The sequence below is a fragment of the Candidatus Thiodubiliella endoseptemdiera genome, from assembly GCF_964212635.1.
Classification (GTDB): Bacteria; Pseudomonadota; Gammaproteobacteria; order PS1; family Pseudothioglobaceae; genus Thiodubiliella; species Thiodubiliella endoseptemdiera.
This window is the reverse complement of sequence record NZ_OZ156463.1, coordinates 1687633-1704160: the sequence shown is the minus strand read 5'-3', so window position 1 is coordinate 1704160 and position 16528 is coordinate 1687633. Positions and strand designations below refer to the sequence as shown.

The window sequence follows — 16528 nt, the reverse complement described above, 5'->3', positions numbered from 1 at the left end:
ATGTGGTGCCTGTTGGTCACTTATTTTATACCTGCTTCTGCCCATGATTTTTAGTTAGATTTAGTTAGTATGCATTCCCACGCACAGCGTGGGAACGAGAGACAGCGTAGGAACGAGGGAAAACATAAAATCTTGTGGAAATCTATCAATATTACGCATCACTGCCTGAATCAATACGCTAGTTTCCACGCCATAAAGACTGGCTAAATCACTATCCAGCATTACTTTTCCATTTTAATTCTGCTGGAATGAGTGAGGTGTAATTATTTTGAATCAGTTCCAGTTCTTTGTCTTTATCATCAAATATTTTTAAAAATATCATCCACCCTAATTGCTCTATTCTTTGGGCATCACTATTGACACCTTTATCTTGTCGCATTATGTTTTGGATTGATTTTACTATTGAGGTTATGTTTGTCATTGTTTTTTATTTATTTCCATCATCATATTGTAATGCTCTTGTTGGTTGGTTTTTTCAAATATTTTTTGAAAAACATTAGAAAATTTCTCTTGCGTGTCGCCTTGGTCTTCAATATATAGGTCATCTGAGATACCGTGAGAGCCATCATTAATCCATGATAGCAATGCTTTACATATTTGTTTTTCTTCGCTATCATCAAAATTATTAATCAAGTCATCATCGCCATATTTGCCTAAAATTTTAAAATAATGCTCTATTATTCTTCTCATTGTATTTTGAAGTGTAGCACTTGAGTTATTTTCTGAGTTTTTTAGTTCCTGCCATAACAACTCATAAGAGTTTTTTATAGGATTTTTCATTTCAAAACATTGGATAGATGAAATTTTATTATTTTGTCTTAAAATCCAATAAAAAGTATCTTTTGATGTGTGTGTTCTACCGTCAATAAACGAAGCTTCTTTATGAAAATAAACATTATGTGTTAGAACGAATACCTGTTTTATAATGCCTATATCTTCCCTAGTATTTTTAATTATTTCTTTTAATAGAGTGCTAACAATAAATAATACATTGCTATCTAAACTAGATATTGGGTCATCAACAACTAACACTCTATCATCTGTAATAGAGTTTTCGTCTATTGAACCTTTAGCTAATTGCATAAAATACAAAAATGTAATAAAAGTCATTTCGCCTTCGCTTAAAGTATTTCTTACGACGTCTCCATTTTCTCTTTGTATTTGATATTGATTTTTATCTTCTTTTGATGACTCTATAGAAAAATTTAAAAATCCAAAGTTTTTGAGTGTGGAATTAATAGAGTTAATTGTAGGTTGAATGCTAGTTACATTTTTAGTTAATTTTTTAATTTCTTTATCAAGTTCTTCCCATTCCTCTCGTTTGTCTGAATCTTGTTTTGTTAATTTATTAATTCCTTCATCTAATCCAGAAATAGACTTGTTGTGTTCTGTTATTATTGTTTTGTTTTCATCGGTTATAAATTTCCAAATAGATTTAATTAGCTGTTTTTTTTCAATTTGAAAATTGTCTACAATATTATTATGCTTTTTTATTTCTGTATTAGCATTTTCTATAATTACTTTTATCTTTTCTAATTGCTCTAATGTTGAAGTTAGTTCAATATCTCTACTAGGTTCTTTTATTTTGTTATCCAATAAAATTTTATTAGCATCAAATTGACTAGATAATGTTTTTAAATATGCTGAAAATGTATCAATATTAATTTTTGTCTCTCTGTTGCTTTTTTCACTACTTTCAAGCAATTCTAATTTATTGATTAAATTATGAGTTAGTAATTTATAATTTTCTGCACTACTTTTAATAGTTTTAATTTTGTTTGTAAAAGATTCATCAAAGTAACTTTCTAATTTACTTTTAAAACTTTCCGTAATTGTTTCTTCTTGGCAAAATGGGCAAATTTCATTATCATCTTGCAAATATTCTCTACCCTTATTCACCCAATCATTTAGATTTAATGTTTGAATTAATTGGGCAATATCGACATCTGATTTTCCTATTATTTTGTCATTCCATATTGTTTGGTTTTCAATTTGTATTATCTCATTAAAATCAATTTTATCAAAAAGTTCTATATTTTGAGGAGCTGTGCCAAAAATAGTTTTTGCTTTTGCTTTTAACTCTTCAAAGTTTAATAAATCTGAAGTGTTGTTATTGAATTCCAATAGGAGTTTTCCTTTAAAAGACTCTTTTTGCATACTTCCTGTAAATGCTTCTTTAAAATTTTGTTCATATTTTTTATAAATATCTTTCCAAACCTTATCTCTAAATTCATCTTGCTGTGTGCTTTTTGTCTTTTCTTGTGTGTCTAAAGCTGTTTTCTTTTTTATTCCATCTTTTTTAATTATTCCTAATTCTTCCTGTTTGCCTTCTATACTTTTTTTCTCTTCTGTGGTTGCTTTTCCCAAAGTAAAAACACCAGCAATTGAAGTGCTACCAAAATTCTCATCTCTAAATTTTTTGTTATACACTAGAGCATCTATTTTTTGTTCATTTTTCCATTCAATAGAGCAATCAGAGAAAGAACTTTCATCTGCTAATAAATTTGAAATGGTTGTTTTCCCACTACCATTTGCACCATAAATAAAATTAATTTTTTTTAAATTACCAATTTCTATACCAGTTTCATCATAACTAGCAATATCGCTTATCTTAATTTTTGAAATCATTATGCAACACTCCTATAAATCTCCAACTCACCCAACGCCTGTAAATACCCTATTTTACCCCAAACAACTCAACAATTTCCAGCGGTGAACCGAGTGCGTCAAGTGGTTTGACTTGGAGGGTTTACATATCCTCAATACCTTCATTGGCGTATTTGTCCAGCAGGGTTTCTAGTACTTTGCGGGCTTGTTCGCCAAATAGTTGCGTTTTTTGTTGCTGGCATGCCATTTTTGCAAAAAATCATCTAATGAATGATATTGTTCACGTACTTTTTGATGGGTGTAATCTTTTAAACTGGCAGTGATAAGTTTGCCGTTTATATCTAAATATTGCACTCATTTATTGATTTGATGTATTGTCTTGAACTCTATATTCAATTCTATACAATTTTAGAAAATTTCCGACCTTAACTTTTTGTCATTGTGTCATTTGAAAATATTCCTAGGATCAAACACCGATTTTAGCCGTTGCTCAATATCAAAGCGTAATATTGAGGTGGATTTATTTTTGACAGGTGGTAATAATTCGCCAACATACGCACTGGGTAACACTTTAAAACTGATTTGGGTGATGATAGCTAAACGCCCTTTTGAGCCGACTAATAGGCGGGCGACATCGTAGCCGGCGACATTTTTCATTACTTGACCGCCGAAAGTGAGGGTGTCGCCGTTGCCGTCGATGATTTGGATGCCTAGGACGCTGTCGGAGATGTCTTGTCCGCCGTTAGCATAGACTGCGCCGATACTTTGGTCGTCTTGTGCATAAAAGGACAGTGCTTGATTGTTTTGGGCGAGTTGGGTTTTTATTTCGGCGATTTTAGTGCTGGCTTTAACGGTTATTACCAGCTCTTCGGGGTAATATTCTACCACGCCTGAGTAATCTAATAATGTGCTATTGATAGTCAGACTATCAGAGGTTTTGACTAGATTTTGTAGTTGTTGAATGCGTGTGTCTATGGACTTGTTCATTGAATTATTCACTAGAACCGCTCCAATTCTGGGTGGGGTAATTTGCCGTGATGGATGTGCATTGCACCCAGTTCGGCGCAGCGGTGTAATTCGGGGACGGCTTTGCCGGGGTTGAGTAAGGATTGAGGGTCAAATGCGGCTTTAATTTTGTGGAAAATTGCCAATTCTTTGGCGTTGAATTGATGGCACATTGCGTCTAATTTTTCTACGCCCACGCCGTGCTCTCCTGTAATTGTGCCGCCCATATCAACGCTGAGTTTTAGGATGTCTGTGCCGAATTTTTCGGTTTTTTCCAACTCGCCTTTAACATTCGCATCATACAAAATCAGGGGGTGTAAATTGCCATCGCCTGCATGGAAAACATTCGCTACTCTGAGTTGATATTTTTGGCTTAAAACATTAATTTTCTCTAACATATCTGCCAAATATCGCCTTGGGATAGTGCCGTCCATACAATAATAATCAGGCGATAATCTACCGACTGCTGGGAAAGCAGATTTTCGACCTTTCCAAAGATTAAGGCGCTCTTCTTCACTTTCAGAAACCTTTAACGATGAAGCACCTACCAGCACTTTTAACACAGTATCAATTTCTGCTTGTACTTGCTCAGTCGTGCCATCTAACTCGCACAATAATAACGCTTCTGCGTCTAATGGATAGCCTACATTGGCAAAGCCTTCGGCGGCTTCAATGGCAAAACTGTCCATCATTTCCAACCCCGCAGGAATAATGCCCGCTTTAATAATATCTGCCACAGCATTTGCACAATTACGCACCGAATCAAACCCTGCCATCACCACACGGGCAAGTTCGGGAGTTGGGGTGAGTTTGACGGTAATTTCAGTAACCACGCCCAGCAGCCCTTCCGAGCCATTCATCAACGCCAACAAGCCCAAACCTTCATCTTCACGATTCAAAATCAGCTCTTCGCCATCAATCGTGAGTATTTTTAAAGCGGCAATATTATGCACCGTCAAGCCGTATTTCAAACAATGCACCCCGCCCGAATTCTCCGCAACATTACCCCCAATCGTGCAAGCAATTTGGCTGGATGGGTCAGGTGCATAATACAGCCCAAACTCTGCTACTGTCTCACTAATAACAATATTCCTTACCCCTGGCTCAACCACTGCCAGCCGATTTTTCACATCAATTGATTTAACTTTATTCAGTTTTGAAAGTCCCAACACCACCGACTCCGCCAACGGCATCGCCCCACCTGCCAACCCTGTGCCTGCACCTCGTGTTACTACAGGCGTGTTATGCGCTTTACAAATTTTCAACACTTGTTTAATCTGCTCAACACTCTCAGGTAACACTACTGCTAAAGGTTTTTGTCGATACACACTCAAGCCATCGCATTCAAATGGGCGGATGTTTTCCTCGCCTGTAATGACATTACCCTTAGGCAGAGTGTGAGATAATTCTTGAATAATTGACATAATAAGACATTATAATGGCTTCTTTAAAAATTTAAAACTATAAAACTATGAAATCATTCAACCCCCCTGTGAGAACTTTAATGGGTCCAGGTCCTTCTGATGTTCATCCGAGAATTTTATCAGCGATGGCACGCCCGACTATTGGGCATCTTGACCCTACTTTTGTGGGGATGATGGATGAGACTAAGGAAGCGTTGAAGTATGCTTTCCAAACTGAAAATGAATTAACGATGCCAGTATCAGCACCAGGTTCTGCGGGGATGGAGACTTGTTTTGCTAACTTGGTTGAGCCAGGGGACAAAGTTGTTATTTGTATCAATGGTGTGTTTGGAATGCGTATGCAGGAAAATGTAACGCGTTTTGGTGGCGAGGCAGTCATTGTTAATGACGATTGGGGAAAGGCAGTTTCAACGGATAAAGTTGAACAGGCGTTGAAAGATAACCCTGATACGAAAATTTTGGCTTTTGTGCATGCAGAGACTTCAACAGGTGCGCGTTCTGATGCACAGGCACTTTGTAAAATTGCACACGATAACGATTGTATCACTATTGTTGATGCAGTTACTTCGTTGGGTGGTTCTGAGTTGCGGGTTGATGCGTGGGAGATTGATGCAATTTATTCAGGCACGCAAAAATGTTTGTCGGCAATGCCGGGGATTTCGCCAGTGAGTTTTAATGAACGGGCTTTGACCAAAATTCGCAATCGTAAAATGCCAGTTACTTCTTGGTTTTTAGATTTGAATTTGGTGATGGGTTATTGGGGTGAAGGGGCAAAACGCACTTATCACCATACGGCACCAGTGAATACTTTATACGGTTTACACGAATCGTTGGTGATGTTAACTGAAGAAGGTTTGGAAAATTCTTGGGCGCGTCATCAGACCAATCATGAATTATTGCGTGATGGTTTGGAGGCGATGGGTATTAACTTTTTGGTTGATAAAGCCGATCGTTTACCACAATTAAATTCTGTCTTTATTCCAGAGGGGGTAGATGATGCACAAGTGCGAGCAACTTTGTTGAATGATTATAATTTAGAAATTGGTGCGGGACTTGGTGCATATGCTGGCAAAGTTTGGCGTATTGGTTTAATGGGACACTCTTCTAGAAAAGAAAATATCACGCTTTGTTTGGCAGCGCTCAAAGAGACACTTGGTGAGACCTTTGCATAAATAGGGATGATTAGCAAAATGACAGATTTTATTAAATTGGAATTTTTTTAAATCCACTCCTAGCAGGGCTAAGGGTGTTCTTAAAAAGTTTGTAATTTGATGAAAGATGGCGTTTTGATGATTATTCATATTTATGCAAAGGTCTCTTGGTAAATAAATTGTTTTAAGTTGCAAAAAAAAGGCAGTCAATTGACTGCCTTTTTTATTACCTAAAACATAAAAGGTTGAACCCCTTACATTGGCAAATAGTTATTTTATTTTTGCCAATAATTCTGCTTCGGTTTCAACACGATCTGGGTCTGATAGGCAACAATCGACTGGGCAAACTTCAACACATTGTGGTTCGTCAAAATGCCCAACGCATTCGGTGCATTTGTCGCCATCAATTTCGTAGATTTCATCGCCCATAAAAATGGCTTCATTTGGGCACTCTGGCTCGCAGACATCGCAATTGATACATTCGTCGGTGATTAATAAGGACATATTGAACTCCGTGTTACTTTATAATTTAATTTGGTGTATTTTAACTGATTAAAGTGCGTATTTTTGGTAACATAATGACTTTATTTTAACACCCATAAACACCATGGTAATGACACGCGTTTTATTCCTATTTTCTGTTTTATTCCTATCTATTTCAGCATCTGCACAGTTAAGCAACGGCTTGTATGCCAATTTACACACCAATCAAGGCGATATTATTGTCAAACTTGCCTATGAAAAAACACCACTCACAGTAATTAATTTTGTCGGTTTGGCAGAAGGCACCAAATTTTCCAACAAACAACTTGGTAAGCCTTTTTATAATGGTCTAAAATTTCATCGTGTGATTAATGACTTTATGATTCAAGGTGGGGACCCGCTTGGAAATGGCACAGGAGGTCCAGGCTACCAATTTTCCGATGAGATTACTGATTTAACACACGATAGAGCAGGTATTTTGTCAATGGCTAATTCGGGTCCAAATACCAATGGCTCTCAATTTTTTATCACTCACAATGCCACGCCTTGGCTGGACGGTAAACACACTGTTTTTGGTCGTGTGGTAAAAGGCATGGGTGTAGTTAATCGCATAAAAAAAGGGGATTTTATTCGTAAGCTGAAGATTATTCGCATTGGTGAAAAGGCTGAAAACTTTCAAACTGATGAAGCAGCGTTTCAAAAATACAAAACTATTAAATGAGACCTTTGCATAAATATGAATAATCATCAAAACGCCATCTTTCATCAAATTACAAACTTTTTAAAAACACCCTTAGCCCTGCTAGGAGTGGATTTAAAAAATTTCCAATTTAATAAAATCTGTCATTTTGCTAATCATCCCTATTTATGCAAAGGTCTCAAATAATTCATGTTTTTAGAATTCATCAATTTTTTCACCCAACTTGATGCGGGCTTTAGTGTTTTACAATACCTGACGCTTCGTGCTATTTTGGCGATGTTGATGTCTTTGTTTATCACGCTCGCCTTGGGTGGTTTTTTCATTAACAAATTACAGCAGTTGCAAATCGCTCAAATTATTAGAGATGATGGTCCACAGTCTCATTTATCTAAGGCAGGCACGCCGACAATGGGCGGTATCTTGATTTTATTTTCCTTTATTAGTAGTGTGCTAGTGTGGGGCAATTGGCACAATATTTATCTTTGGATTGTGGTGGTTACTGGGCTGGTTTTTGGTGCAATTGGTTTTGCTGATGACTATTTAAAAATTACTAAAAAATCCTCTAATGGGTTAAGCGCTAGACAAAAATACTTAGCACAATCCTTTAGTGCAATTGCCATTGCTGCTTGGTTGATCGGCAACACACAGCAACCTATTCCCACTGATCTTTTAATCCCTTTTTCCAAAGATTTGACATTGCCATTAGGTGCAATAGGGCTGGCTATTTTTTCTTATTTTGTCATTGTTGGCAGTTCGAATGCAGTCAATCTAACCGATGGGCTAGATGGCTTAGCAATTATGCCAGTTGTCCTAATCTTAGGTGCACTGGCAATTTTTGCTTATATTAGTGGCAATTATAGTTTCTCCCAATATCTGCATATACCGTTTATGTCAGCCACCAGCGAAATATTCGTTGTTTGTGCTGCATTGATTGGCGCTGGCTTAGGTTTTTTATGGTTTAATACCTATCCTGCTGAAGTGTTTATGGGTGATGTTGGCTCTTTGTCTCTTGGTGCAATTTTGGCAGTGATTGCCATTATTGTTCGCCAAGAAATCTTACTATTCATTATGGGTGGTATTTTTGTCGCTGAAACGCTTTCTGTGATGATTCAAGTATTTTGGTATAAACGCACCAAAACCCGCATTTTCCTAATGGCGCCTCTTCATCATCATTATGAGAAAAAAGGCATGTCCGAGCCAAAAATTATCGTGCGTTTTTGGATGGTTACTTTAATTTTAGTGCTAATCAGTCTAGCCTCTATTAAAATACGCTGATGAACACATTAGACAAATGGGATGAGCGTTACTTATCATTAGCAAAAGAAATTGCCACTTGGTCAAAAGACCCCTCTACTCAAGTCGGTGCGGTTACCGTTGGTCGTAAAAAAGAAGTGCTTTCTCAGGGGTTTAATGGCTTCCCACGAGGCATTCACGATACCGATGAGCGCTACAATAACAGAGAAGATAAATACAAATTTGTGGTTCATGCAGAAATGAATGCAATTTACAATGCCACTTATTCTGGCACTTCACTGGATGGTGCCATACTCTATGTTTACGGTTTGCCAATTTGCTCAGAATGTGCCAAGGGCATTATTCAAGTCGGCATTAAAAAAGTAGTAGTGGAAAAATCCAAAGAACTTGACAACTGGAATGACAGTGTCAAACTCTCAAAAGCGATGTTTGATGAAGCTGGCGTTGAACTCATTATTAAATAATGTCTATTATGAAAGTAACCAGAAAAATATTTTTTATCATTATTGTTGTATCGCTATTAGGTTTAAATGTGGCAACACTTGTTAGTGCTACTGCTTATAATGCCTTATATGGATTGCTTTCCCACCTACCTATTCCTTCATTACTTAACAACAGCATAGCGACAAAGCATCAAACACTTAAACACAAGAATACAAAACTTATAAAGGAAAATAAAGAAATAAAAAAGGACAATAAGTTACTCAAAAATATAACTCGTGGCTTTATCGCTAACAACCAACAAAAAGCAAAAATAATAAAGACTGCTATCAAAAGAATGAGAATACGCACAGCCAAAATTGCCACCTCCAACTTTGTCTCAATACCCTTTGAATCCATTCCTATTTTGGGTATCGACACGATTGTGGCAGCGGCAGGAACAGAAATTTATCTATCTTGTAAGAATATGAAAGACTTGGATAAAATCAATAATATAACTAACCCCAGTAATGCCGACAATCAAAGTGATAAAGTTTGTGGTTTGCAAGTGCCTACTGTTGATGAAATAAAAAATAAAATTGGATTATGAACGAAGTTTCTAAAAGACGCACTTTTGCGATTATCTCTCACCCTGATGCGGGTAAAACGACGGTAACTGAAAAATTGTTGTTGTATGCAGGTGCCATTAAAACAGCGGGCAGTGTTAAGGCGAGGAAGGCAAACACCCATGCTACTTCTGACTGGATGGAAATGGAAAAAGAAAGGGGCATCTCTATTACCTCATCGATTATGCAATTTGAATATGATAATCATGTCATTAATTTACTAGATACACCCGGGCATGAGGATTTTTCAGAAGATACTTATCGCACTTTGACGGCAGTGGATTCTGCCTTGATGGTAATTGATGTTGCCAAAGGTGTAGAGATGCGGACAATTAAATTAATGGAAGTGTGTCGATTGCGTGATACGCCTATTTTGACTTTTATCAATAAATTGGATAGGGAAGGTAAAACGCCGATTGATTTGTTGGATGAGGTGGAAACGGTGCTGAATATTGAATGTGCGCCGATTACTTGGCCGATTGGTATGGGTAAATCGTTTAAGGGGGTGGTGCATTTATTGGAGGACAAGATATATTTGTATGAGGCGGGGAAAAACTCTGAAATTGGGGAGGAAATTGTGATTGAGGGGGTTGATAATCCTGAATTAAGCACAGCCTTAGGAGAGGATGTGGTTGCCCAAATGCGGGAGGAAGTAGAATTGATTCGTGAAACGACCACACCTTTTGCTTTGGATGAATTTTTGACAGGTAAACAAACGCCTGTGTTTTTTGGCTCAGCCATTTCAAATTTTGGCATTCAAAATCTACTAGACGGGTTTCTTGAATATGCGCCGATACCGCAAAAGCGTGCGTCAGATATTCGAAAAGTCAATCCTGATGAGGAAAAACTCACAGGTTTTGTGTTTAAAATTCAAGCCAATATGGACCCAAAACACCACGACCGACTTGCTTTTATGCGTATTGTTAGTGGCGAATATAAAAAAGGTATGAAAGTCTTGCAAGTTGCCACTGGTAAGCAAATAAAAATTGCCAATGCGGTTACTTTTATGTCGCGTGAACGCTCATCAGCGGAAGTAGCATATGCGGGGGATGTTATTGGTATTCACAATCACGGCGGTATTGCTATTGGCGATACTTTTACTCAAGGGGAGAAACTCAGTTTTAAAGGTATTCCTAATTTTGCACCAGAATTATTTCGTCGTGCTGTTTTAAAGGACCCGCTCAAAGCCAAAGCCTTGCAAAAGGGATTGGATCAATTATCAGAAGAAGGGGCAACGCAAGTGTTTCGCCCACTAATTAATAATTCACAAATTTTAGGTGCAGTTGGTGTCTTGCAATTTGATGTGGTCGCCCATCGTTTGAAATATGAATATAGTGTTGATTGTCAATTTGAGAATATTGCCGTTGCCACTGCTCGCTGGATAACAGGCGAGGACAAGGATATTGAACAGCTTAAAATTAAGGCAGGTAATAATGTAGCAATTGACTCTGCGGGTGTATTGACTTATTTGGCACCGTCTATGGTTAACTTGCAATTAACTGAAGAACGCCATCCAAATATTACTTTTGCTGCCACTCGTGAGCATTAAATAGTTGCAACTATTTAAATGAATTATTCGTATAAAATGTAACTGAATTTGAAGGAGATATTATGCTATTAGAAATTGTATTTGCCGCAGGCTGTTTTTGGGGTGTAGAAAAGAATTTTGAACAAATACCGGGTGTGGTGGATGCTGTCTCTGGCTATGCTGGTGGGAATTATGATAATCCAACTTATCGCACTGTATTGGCAAATAAAGATAATAACAGTGGGTTTAATTTTTTAACACTGCTTGAAAAAATAGGTTGGACTGATGAAGATGAAGAAGGAAATGAAGAGCCTGATAAACGCATTCTTAATCACACCGAAGCGGTCAAAGTAACTTATGACACAAAAATGGTCTCTACCGAATTTTTAATCAAAAATTTCTGGGAACTCCACAACCCCACACAAACCGATGGACAAGGCAACGATAAAGGCAACAACTATCGTTCTGCCATTTATTGGACAACAGACGAACAAAAAAAAATTGCCCTACAAACCAAAGATGAATATCAAAAATTACTCACAGATAAAGGCCTTGGTGAAATTGTTACCGAGTTAAAACCACTGGATAAATTCTGGCCAGCAGAAGATTACCATCAAAACTACCTCGCAAACAATCCAAACGGCTACTGCCCCAATCATAAAACAGGAGTAAAGTTTGCCAACAAAGGCATGAACAAAGAAGAACTCAGTGGCACTTATAACCAACACCTGAAAGACCTTATCTTAAAACCCCTAGAAGGCAAAGAAATTGTGGTGATTGAATCCGATGCTTATTGTCCGTATTGTGTCGCTTTTAAGCAAAAAGTGCTAGACAATTATAGGGGCAGTATCCCTGTTAGAAGCGTATTTGCACACAACCTTAAAGGCTATACAATCAAAACCCCAACCTTTGCCACGCCAACTATTTTATTTATCGAAGATGGTGTAGAAAAAGCAGGTTTTCAAGGCTATCTATCGCCAAAAGAATTTTACAAAGCCTTGGGTAAATTCAAACTCGGTGATTCCAAAGCCTTTGACATCGCCTTTAACCAAGGCACTGAAGGTAGATTTTGTAAGCAATATGATATTTTCAAAAACACCCCTGATGGCGTCTTTGTTGACAAACTTTCAGGCGTAGCACTGTTTGATACCACCGACCGCTTCAACTCTAAAAGTGGCTGGCTCAGTTTCACCAAAGCCATTGACGGCACCACACTTGAAAAACCCGACAACAGTTACGGTATGAATCGTATCGAAATCCTTTCCAAAAGCACTGGCATCCACTTAGGACATGTATTTGAAGACGGTCCAGATGGCAATCGTCGTTTCTGCATCAATGCCACTGTGTTGGATTTTGTTGCTAATAAAAAATAACTTTAACAACTTGAGACCTTTGCATAAATATGAATAATCATCAAAACGCCATCTTTCATCAAATTACAAACTTTTTAAAAACACCCTTAGCCACTGCTAGGAGTGGATTTAAAAAATTTCCAATTTAATAAAATCTGTCATTTTGCTAATCATCCCTATTTATGCAAAGGTCTCACTTAAGATAACACGATAATTATTCATTATTCTTTTGTTTCTGTTACATCCTCATTACTTTTAACTGGTGCACCGTTAACCGTATCTACTTCGCTTGCTATTACTTCATCATCTTCGGTTTCGGCAATTTTAGCCACTGACACCAACTTTTCGCCTTTGGCGATGTTAATTAGGGTTACACCTTGGGTATTCCGACCAATGATGGAGATGTCAACGGCACGGGTTCTGACTAGTGTGCCTTTGTTGGAGATAAGCATCATTTCATCTTCGTCCGTTACTTGAATTGCGCCGACAACTTTGCCATTTCTGTCGCTGGTTTTAATAGATATTACACCTGAGCCACCGCGTGCTTGGGCACGGTATTCGTCAAGGTTAGTGCGTTTCCCATAGCCTTTTTCGGTGGCAGTAAGGATTGGGCTGTCGACATTAGCAACGATGGCTGAGACAATTTCATCGTCTTTCAGTCTCATACCTCGAACACCAATCGCTGTGCGACCTACGGCACGGACATCGTCCTCTTTAAATCTAATTGATTTACCGTTTGCTGAAAACAGCATAATATCATTGTCGCCCGAGGTGATTTTAACACCAACTAATTTATCACCATCTCTCAAGTCGATGGCAATAATACCGCCTTTTCTTGGGCGTGAGAAGTTGGTGAGTGCAGTTTTTTTACAGGTGCCACTACTGGTTACCATAAATACAAATTGGTCATCGGTAAATTCGGATACTGGCAGAATAGCGTTAATGACTTCTTCTTTTTCCAGGGGTAATAAATTAATAATTGGCTTGCCACGAGCAACGCGTGATGCCATTGGCAATTCATATACTTTAAGCCAATGCACCTTGCCTTTTGATGAAAAACACAAGACGGTGTCGTGTGAATTTGCTACAAATAATTGATCAACAAAGTCTTCGTCTTTCATTTTTGTTGCCGCTTTGCCTTTGCCGCCACGGCGTTGTGCTTGGTAATCGCCTAACGCTTGTGCTTTAACATAGCCACCGTGTGATAAAGTAACCACGCGTTCTTCCTGTGCAATGAGGTCTTCTAAAGTTAAGTCAATCTTATTTTCTAAGATTTCACTCATTCTATCGTCAGCAAAATTATCACGCACTTCAACTAATTCATCACGAATCACTTGCATCAGTTTTTCAGGAGTTTGGAGGATGTCTAATAGGTACTTGATAGATTCTAATAATTCGTTAAATTCATCAAAAATCTTGTCTTTTTCTAGGCCAGTTAAACGATGTAGTTTCAAGTCCAAAATTGCTTGTGCTTGTTTCAATGACAATTGATAATCACCATTTTCCTGCAAACCAAGTTCGGCTGCTAGCTCTTCTGGCTTGAATAACGCCATATCACGGTCGCCAATCAGGTCTTTAATAACACTGCCTTCCCAAGTTCTGGCAATTAGTTGCTCTCTTGCATCAGTTGGGCTTGGGGCGGCTTTTACCAATTCAATAATTTCATTAATGTTGCTTAAAGCCACTGACAAACCTTCTAAAATGTGCGCACGATTTCTCGCTTTATTCAACTCAAAAATAGAGCGGCGAGTAACCACATCACGACGATGGGCAATAAAGGCATCTAAAATCCCTTTAAGCGTCATCAATTTCGGCATACCTTTGTCAATCGCAACCATATTGATGCCGAAAACCGTTTGCATTTCAGTTAATTTATAGAGATTATTGAGCATCACTTCTGGTACTTCGCCACGACGCAATTCAATCACCATACGCATACCATCTTTATCAGACTCATCTCTTAAACCGGTAATGCCATCCACTCTTTTATCTTTAACCAATTCAGCAATTTTGCCAATCAATTTGGCTTTATTGACTTGATATGGCAGTTCAGTTACAACGATACTTTGCTTGTCTTCGCCCTCCACATGAGAAACAGAACGCAAATAAATCTTACCTTTGCCTGTTTCGTAGGCTTGGCGAATACCTGATGCACCATTGATAATACCTGCTGTTGGGAAATCTGGACCTGGCATAATTTCTAATAATTCATCAGTCGTAACGCTGTCATTGTCAATCACTTTTAGGCAGGCGTTGATTGCCTCACCTAAATTATGGGGTGGAATGTTGGTTGCCATACCTACCGCAATACCCGATGAACCATTTACCAATAAGGTTGGTACGCGCGTTGGAAGTACGCTTGGCTCCGATTCTGAGCCATCGTAGTTGTCAATAAAATCAACGGTTTTTTTGTCTAAATCACGCAATAATTCGTGCGAAAGTTTTGACATGCGAATTTCTGTATAACGCATTGCTGCTGCACGGTCACCATCAACTGAACCAAAGTTACCCTGTCCGTCAATAAGAATACTACGCATTGAAAATGGTTGTGCCATGCGGACAATAGTGTCATAGACTGCCGTATCACCGTGTGGGTGATATTTACCAATCACATCACCGACAATACGGGCTGATTTTTTGTAGGCTTTGTTGTAGTCATTGCCCAGCACATTCATTGCGTAAAGAACACGACGATGCACAGGTTTTAGTCCATCTCGCACATCAGGCAAGGCGCGACCAACGATGACGCTCATTGCGTATTCCAAATAGGAATCTCGCATCTCATCTTCAATGGTAACTACGGGGAAATTAGGTTCAAAAACTTCAGGAATATCGGTATTTTCAGACATACAAAAATGGCTTTAATAAATTGACTTTTATTTTACCCTAAATAAGGGAGAATTAGTAGCTTATGCGTTTCTTTTTTGAACGGCGTTTGCCAATGTTTTAAGCAGTTTTTCGGTATCATTCCAATTGATACAGCCATCGGTAATACTGACGCCGTATTTGAGTAATTTCAATGACCCAACGGGCTGATTTCCTTCGTTCAAATGTGACTCTATCATCACCCCAGCAATCTGCTTAGAGCCTGCACTAATTTGCTCGGCAATATCTTTGCCAACCTTAATTTGATTTTTGAATTTTTTCTCACTATTGGCGTGTGAAAAATCTACCATCAATTGCTGTGGCAACTTCGCATTGGCAAGTTTTTCAACCGTTTCTTTTATGCTTTCACTATCAAAATTGGTATCATCTTTGCCACCACGCAAAATCACATGGCAATTTGAATTACCTAATGTTGTGTAACGATTAATCATGCCTTTTTTATTAATCGACCAAAACATATGCGAACTACTGGCAGAAACCACCGCATCAATAGCTACCTGAACACCACCATCTGTCCCATTTTTAAAGCCCACAGGACAAGATAACCCTGATGCCAGTTCACGATGTGTTTGACTTTCTGTGGTGCGTGCGCCAATAGCACCCCACGAAATCAAATCAGAAATATATTGCGGGGTAATGAGATCCAAGTATTCGGTAGCTGTCGGTAAGCGTATTTTTGCCAAATCCAGCAATAATTTGCGTGCCAAATCAAAGCCTTTTTCCATATGATTGCTATTATCCAAATCTGGGTCATAAATCAAACCCTTCCATCCAACAGTAGTGCGTGGCTTTTCAAAATACACCCGCATTACAATAAATAAATTGTCTTTGAGCTCGTCTCGCAAGGTTGCTAATTTTTCAGCATATTCTATCGCTGCCTTGGTATCGTGTATAGAACAGGGCCCAACAACGACTAGTAGGCGTTTATCCTTACCTTTCAGAATATCAGCAATAGTTTGACGCGCATCAACAATAAAATCAGACTCGGGCTTCTTGACCTCATGTCGCTTGATATACACCATTGGGGGAGTAATAGACTCCGATTTAGTAATGCGGATATTGCTAATTTTTTGTAAAATCTTCTTTAACATG

At 38.2% G+C, this 16528-nt stretch carries 15 protein-coding genes and 3 pseudogenes; 8 read left to right on the top strand and 10 right to left on the bottom strand.

Annotated elements, in window-relative coordinates; all coding sequences use genetic code 11:
- Nucleotides 1-114: 114 nt before the first annotated feature.
- From AB8525_RS09180 to AB8525_RS09155, 6 genes and pseudogenes are all read right to left on the bottom strand, one after another.
- A pseudogene (locus tag AB8525_RS09180) lies at nucleotides 115-222 on the bottom strand (ORF6N domain-containing protein); the annotation flags it as partial.
- On the bottom strand, nucleotides 212-421 hold the full coding sequence (locus tag AB8525_RS09175; RefSeq protein ID WP_369177524.1) for a type I restriction-modification system subunit M N-terminal domain-containing protein: 210 nt from the start codon (nucleotides 419-421) through the stop codon (nucleotides 212-214). The gene AB8525_RS09175 and the pseudogene AB8525_RS09180, both read right to left, overlap by 11 nt.
- A complete protein-coding gene (locus AB8525_RS09170; protein WP_369177523.1) occupies nucleotides 418-2628 on the bottom strand; it encodes an AAA family ATPase in 2211 nt (736 codons plus the stop codon). Before AB8525_RS09170 ends, AB8525_RS09175 begins: the two co-directional genes overlap by 4 nt.
- Nucleotides 2628-2955: pseudogene (locus AB8525_RS09165) on the bottom strand (type I restriction-modification enzyme R subunit C-terminal domain-containing protein); the annotation flags it as partial. The pseudogene AB8525_RS09165 and the gene AB8525_RS09170, both read right to left, overlap by 1 nt.
- 96 nt (nucleotides 2956-3051) lie before the next feature.
- Complete coding sequence (locus AB8525_RS09160) at nucleotides 3052-3594, bottom strand: dehydrogenase (protein WP_369177521.1); 543 nt, start codon at nucleotides 3592-3594, stop codon at nucleotides 3052-3054.
- 11 nt (nucleotides 3595-3605) lie between these two features.
- A complete protein-coding gene (locus AB8525_RS09155) occupies nucleotides 3606-5036 on the bottom strand; it encodes an FAD-linked oxidase C-terminal domain-containing protein (RefSeq protein WP_369177519.1) in 1431 nt (476 codons plus the stop codon).
- A gap of 47 nt (nucleotides 5037-5083) precedes the next feature.
- Between AB8525_RS09155 and AB8525_RS09150 the strand changes: the two genes are divergently transcribed.
- The gene (locus AB8525_RS09150) at nucleotides 5084-6208 is read left to right on the top strand and encodes an alanine--glyoxylate aminotransferase family protein (protein ID WP_369177517.1); all 1125 of its coding nucleotides are present in this window, start codon (nucleotides 5084-5086) and stop codon (nucleotides 6206-6208) included.
- On the opposite strand, the gene AB8525_RS09145 is transcribed toward AB8525_RS09150, so the two are convergent.
- Nucleotides 6125-6337 carry a hypothetical protein gene (locus tag AB8525_RS09145; protein WP_369177515.1) on the bottom strand — a complete coding sequence of 71 codons (213 nt, stop codon included), beginning with the start codon at nucleotides 6335-6337 and terminating at the stop codon, nucleotides 6125-6127. The genes AB8525_RS09150 and AB8525_RS09145 overlap by 84 nt on opposite strands.
- A 120-nt stretch (nucleotides 6338-6457) precedes the next feature.
- Nucleotides 6458-6691, bottom strand: a complete 234-nt coding sequence (locus AB8525_RS09140) for a YfhL family 4Fe-4S dicluster ferredoxin (RefSeq protein ID WP_369151173.1) — start codon at nucleotides 6689-6691, stop codon at nucleotides 6458-6460.
- A 109-nt stretch (nucleotides 6692-6800) separates the two neighbouring features.
- Here AB8525_RS09140 and AB8525_RS09135 point away from each other — a divergent pair.
- The 7 genes and pseudogenes from AB8525_RS09135 to msrA form a co-directional block, all read left to right on the top strand.
- Nucleotides 6801-7367: pseudogene (locus AB8525_RS09135) on the top strand (peptidylprolyl isomerase); the annotation flags it as partial.
- Nucleotides 7368-7406: 39 nt separating this feature from the next.
- The gene (locus AB8525_RS09130; protein WP_369150286.1) at nucleotides 7407-7556 is read left to right on the top strand and encodes a hypothetical protein; all 150 of its coding nucleotides are present in this window, start codon (nucleotides 7407-7409) and stop codon (nucleotides 7554-7556) included.
- 3 nt (nucleotides 7557-7559) lie between these two features.
- Entirely contained in the window at nucleotides 7560-8645 is a 1086-nt protein-coding gene (gene mraY, locus AB8525_RS09125; protein ID WP_369177514.1) for a phospho-N-acetylmuramoyl-pentapeptide-transferase, read from the top strand.
- Entirely contained in the window at nucleotides 8645-9088 is a 444-nt protein-coding gene (locus AB8525_RS09120; protein WP_369151170.1) for a cytidine/deoxycytidylate deaminase family protein, read from the top strand. Before mraY ends, AB8525_RS09120 begins: the two co-directional genes overlap by 1 nt.
- 8 nt (nucleotides 9089-9096) lie before the next feature.
- Nucleotides 9097-9654, top strand: coding sequence for a hypothetical protein (locus tag AB8525_RS09115; protein WP_369151169.1), 558 nt, complete (start codon nucleotides 9097-9099; stop codon nucleotides 9652-9654).
- Entirely contained in the window at nucleotides 9651-11219 is a 1569-nt protein-coding gene (locus tag AB8525_RS09110) for a peptide chain release factor 3 (protein ID WP_369177512.1), read from the top strand. The genes AB8525_RS09115 and AB8525_RS09110 overlap by 4 nt, the downstream gene beginning before the upstream one ends.
- 62 nt (nucleotides 11220-11281) lie before the next feature.
- Nucleotides 11282-12571: a peptide-methionine (S)-S-oxide reductase MsrA gene (gene msrA / locus AB8525_RS09105; RefSeq protein ID WP_369177511.1), complete on the top strand. Its 1290-nt coding sequence runs from the start codon at nucleotides 11282-11284 to the stop codon at nucleotides 12569-12571.
- A 200-nt stretch (nucleotides 12572-12771) separates the two neighbouring features.
- Here the strand turns inward: msrA and gyrA are convergent, their stop codons facing one another.
- Nucleotides 12772-15399, bottom strand: coding sequence for a DNA gyrase subunit A (gene gyrA, locus AB8525_RS09100; RefSeq protein ID WP_369177509.1), 2628 nt, complete (start codon nucleotides 15397-15399; stop codon nucleotides 12772-12774).
- A 60-nt stretch (nucleotides 15400-15459) separates the two neighbouring features.
- The gene (locus tag AB8525_RS09095) at nucleotides 15460-16527 is read right to left on the bottom strand and encodes a 3-deoxy-7-phosphoheptulonate synthase (protein ID WP_369151126.1); all 1068 of its coding nucleotides are present in this window, start codon (nucleotides 16525-16527) and stop codon (nucleotides 15460-15462) included.
- Between the last annotated feature and the right edge of the window lies 1 nt (nucleotide 16528).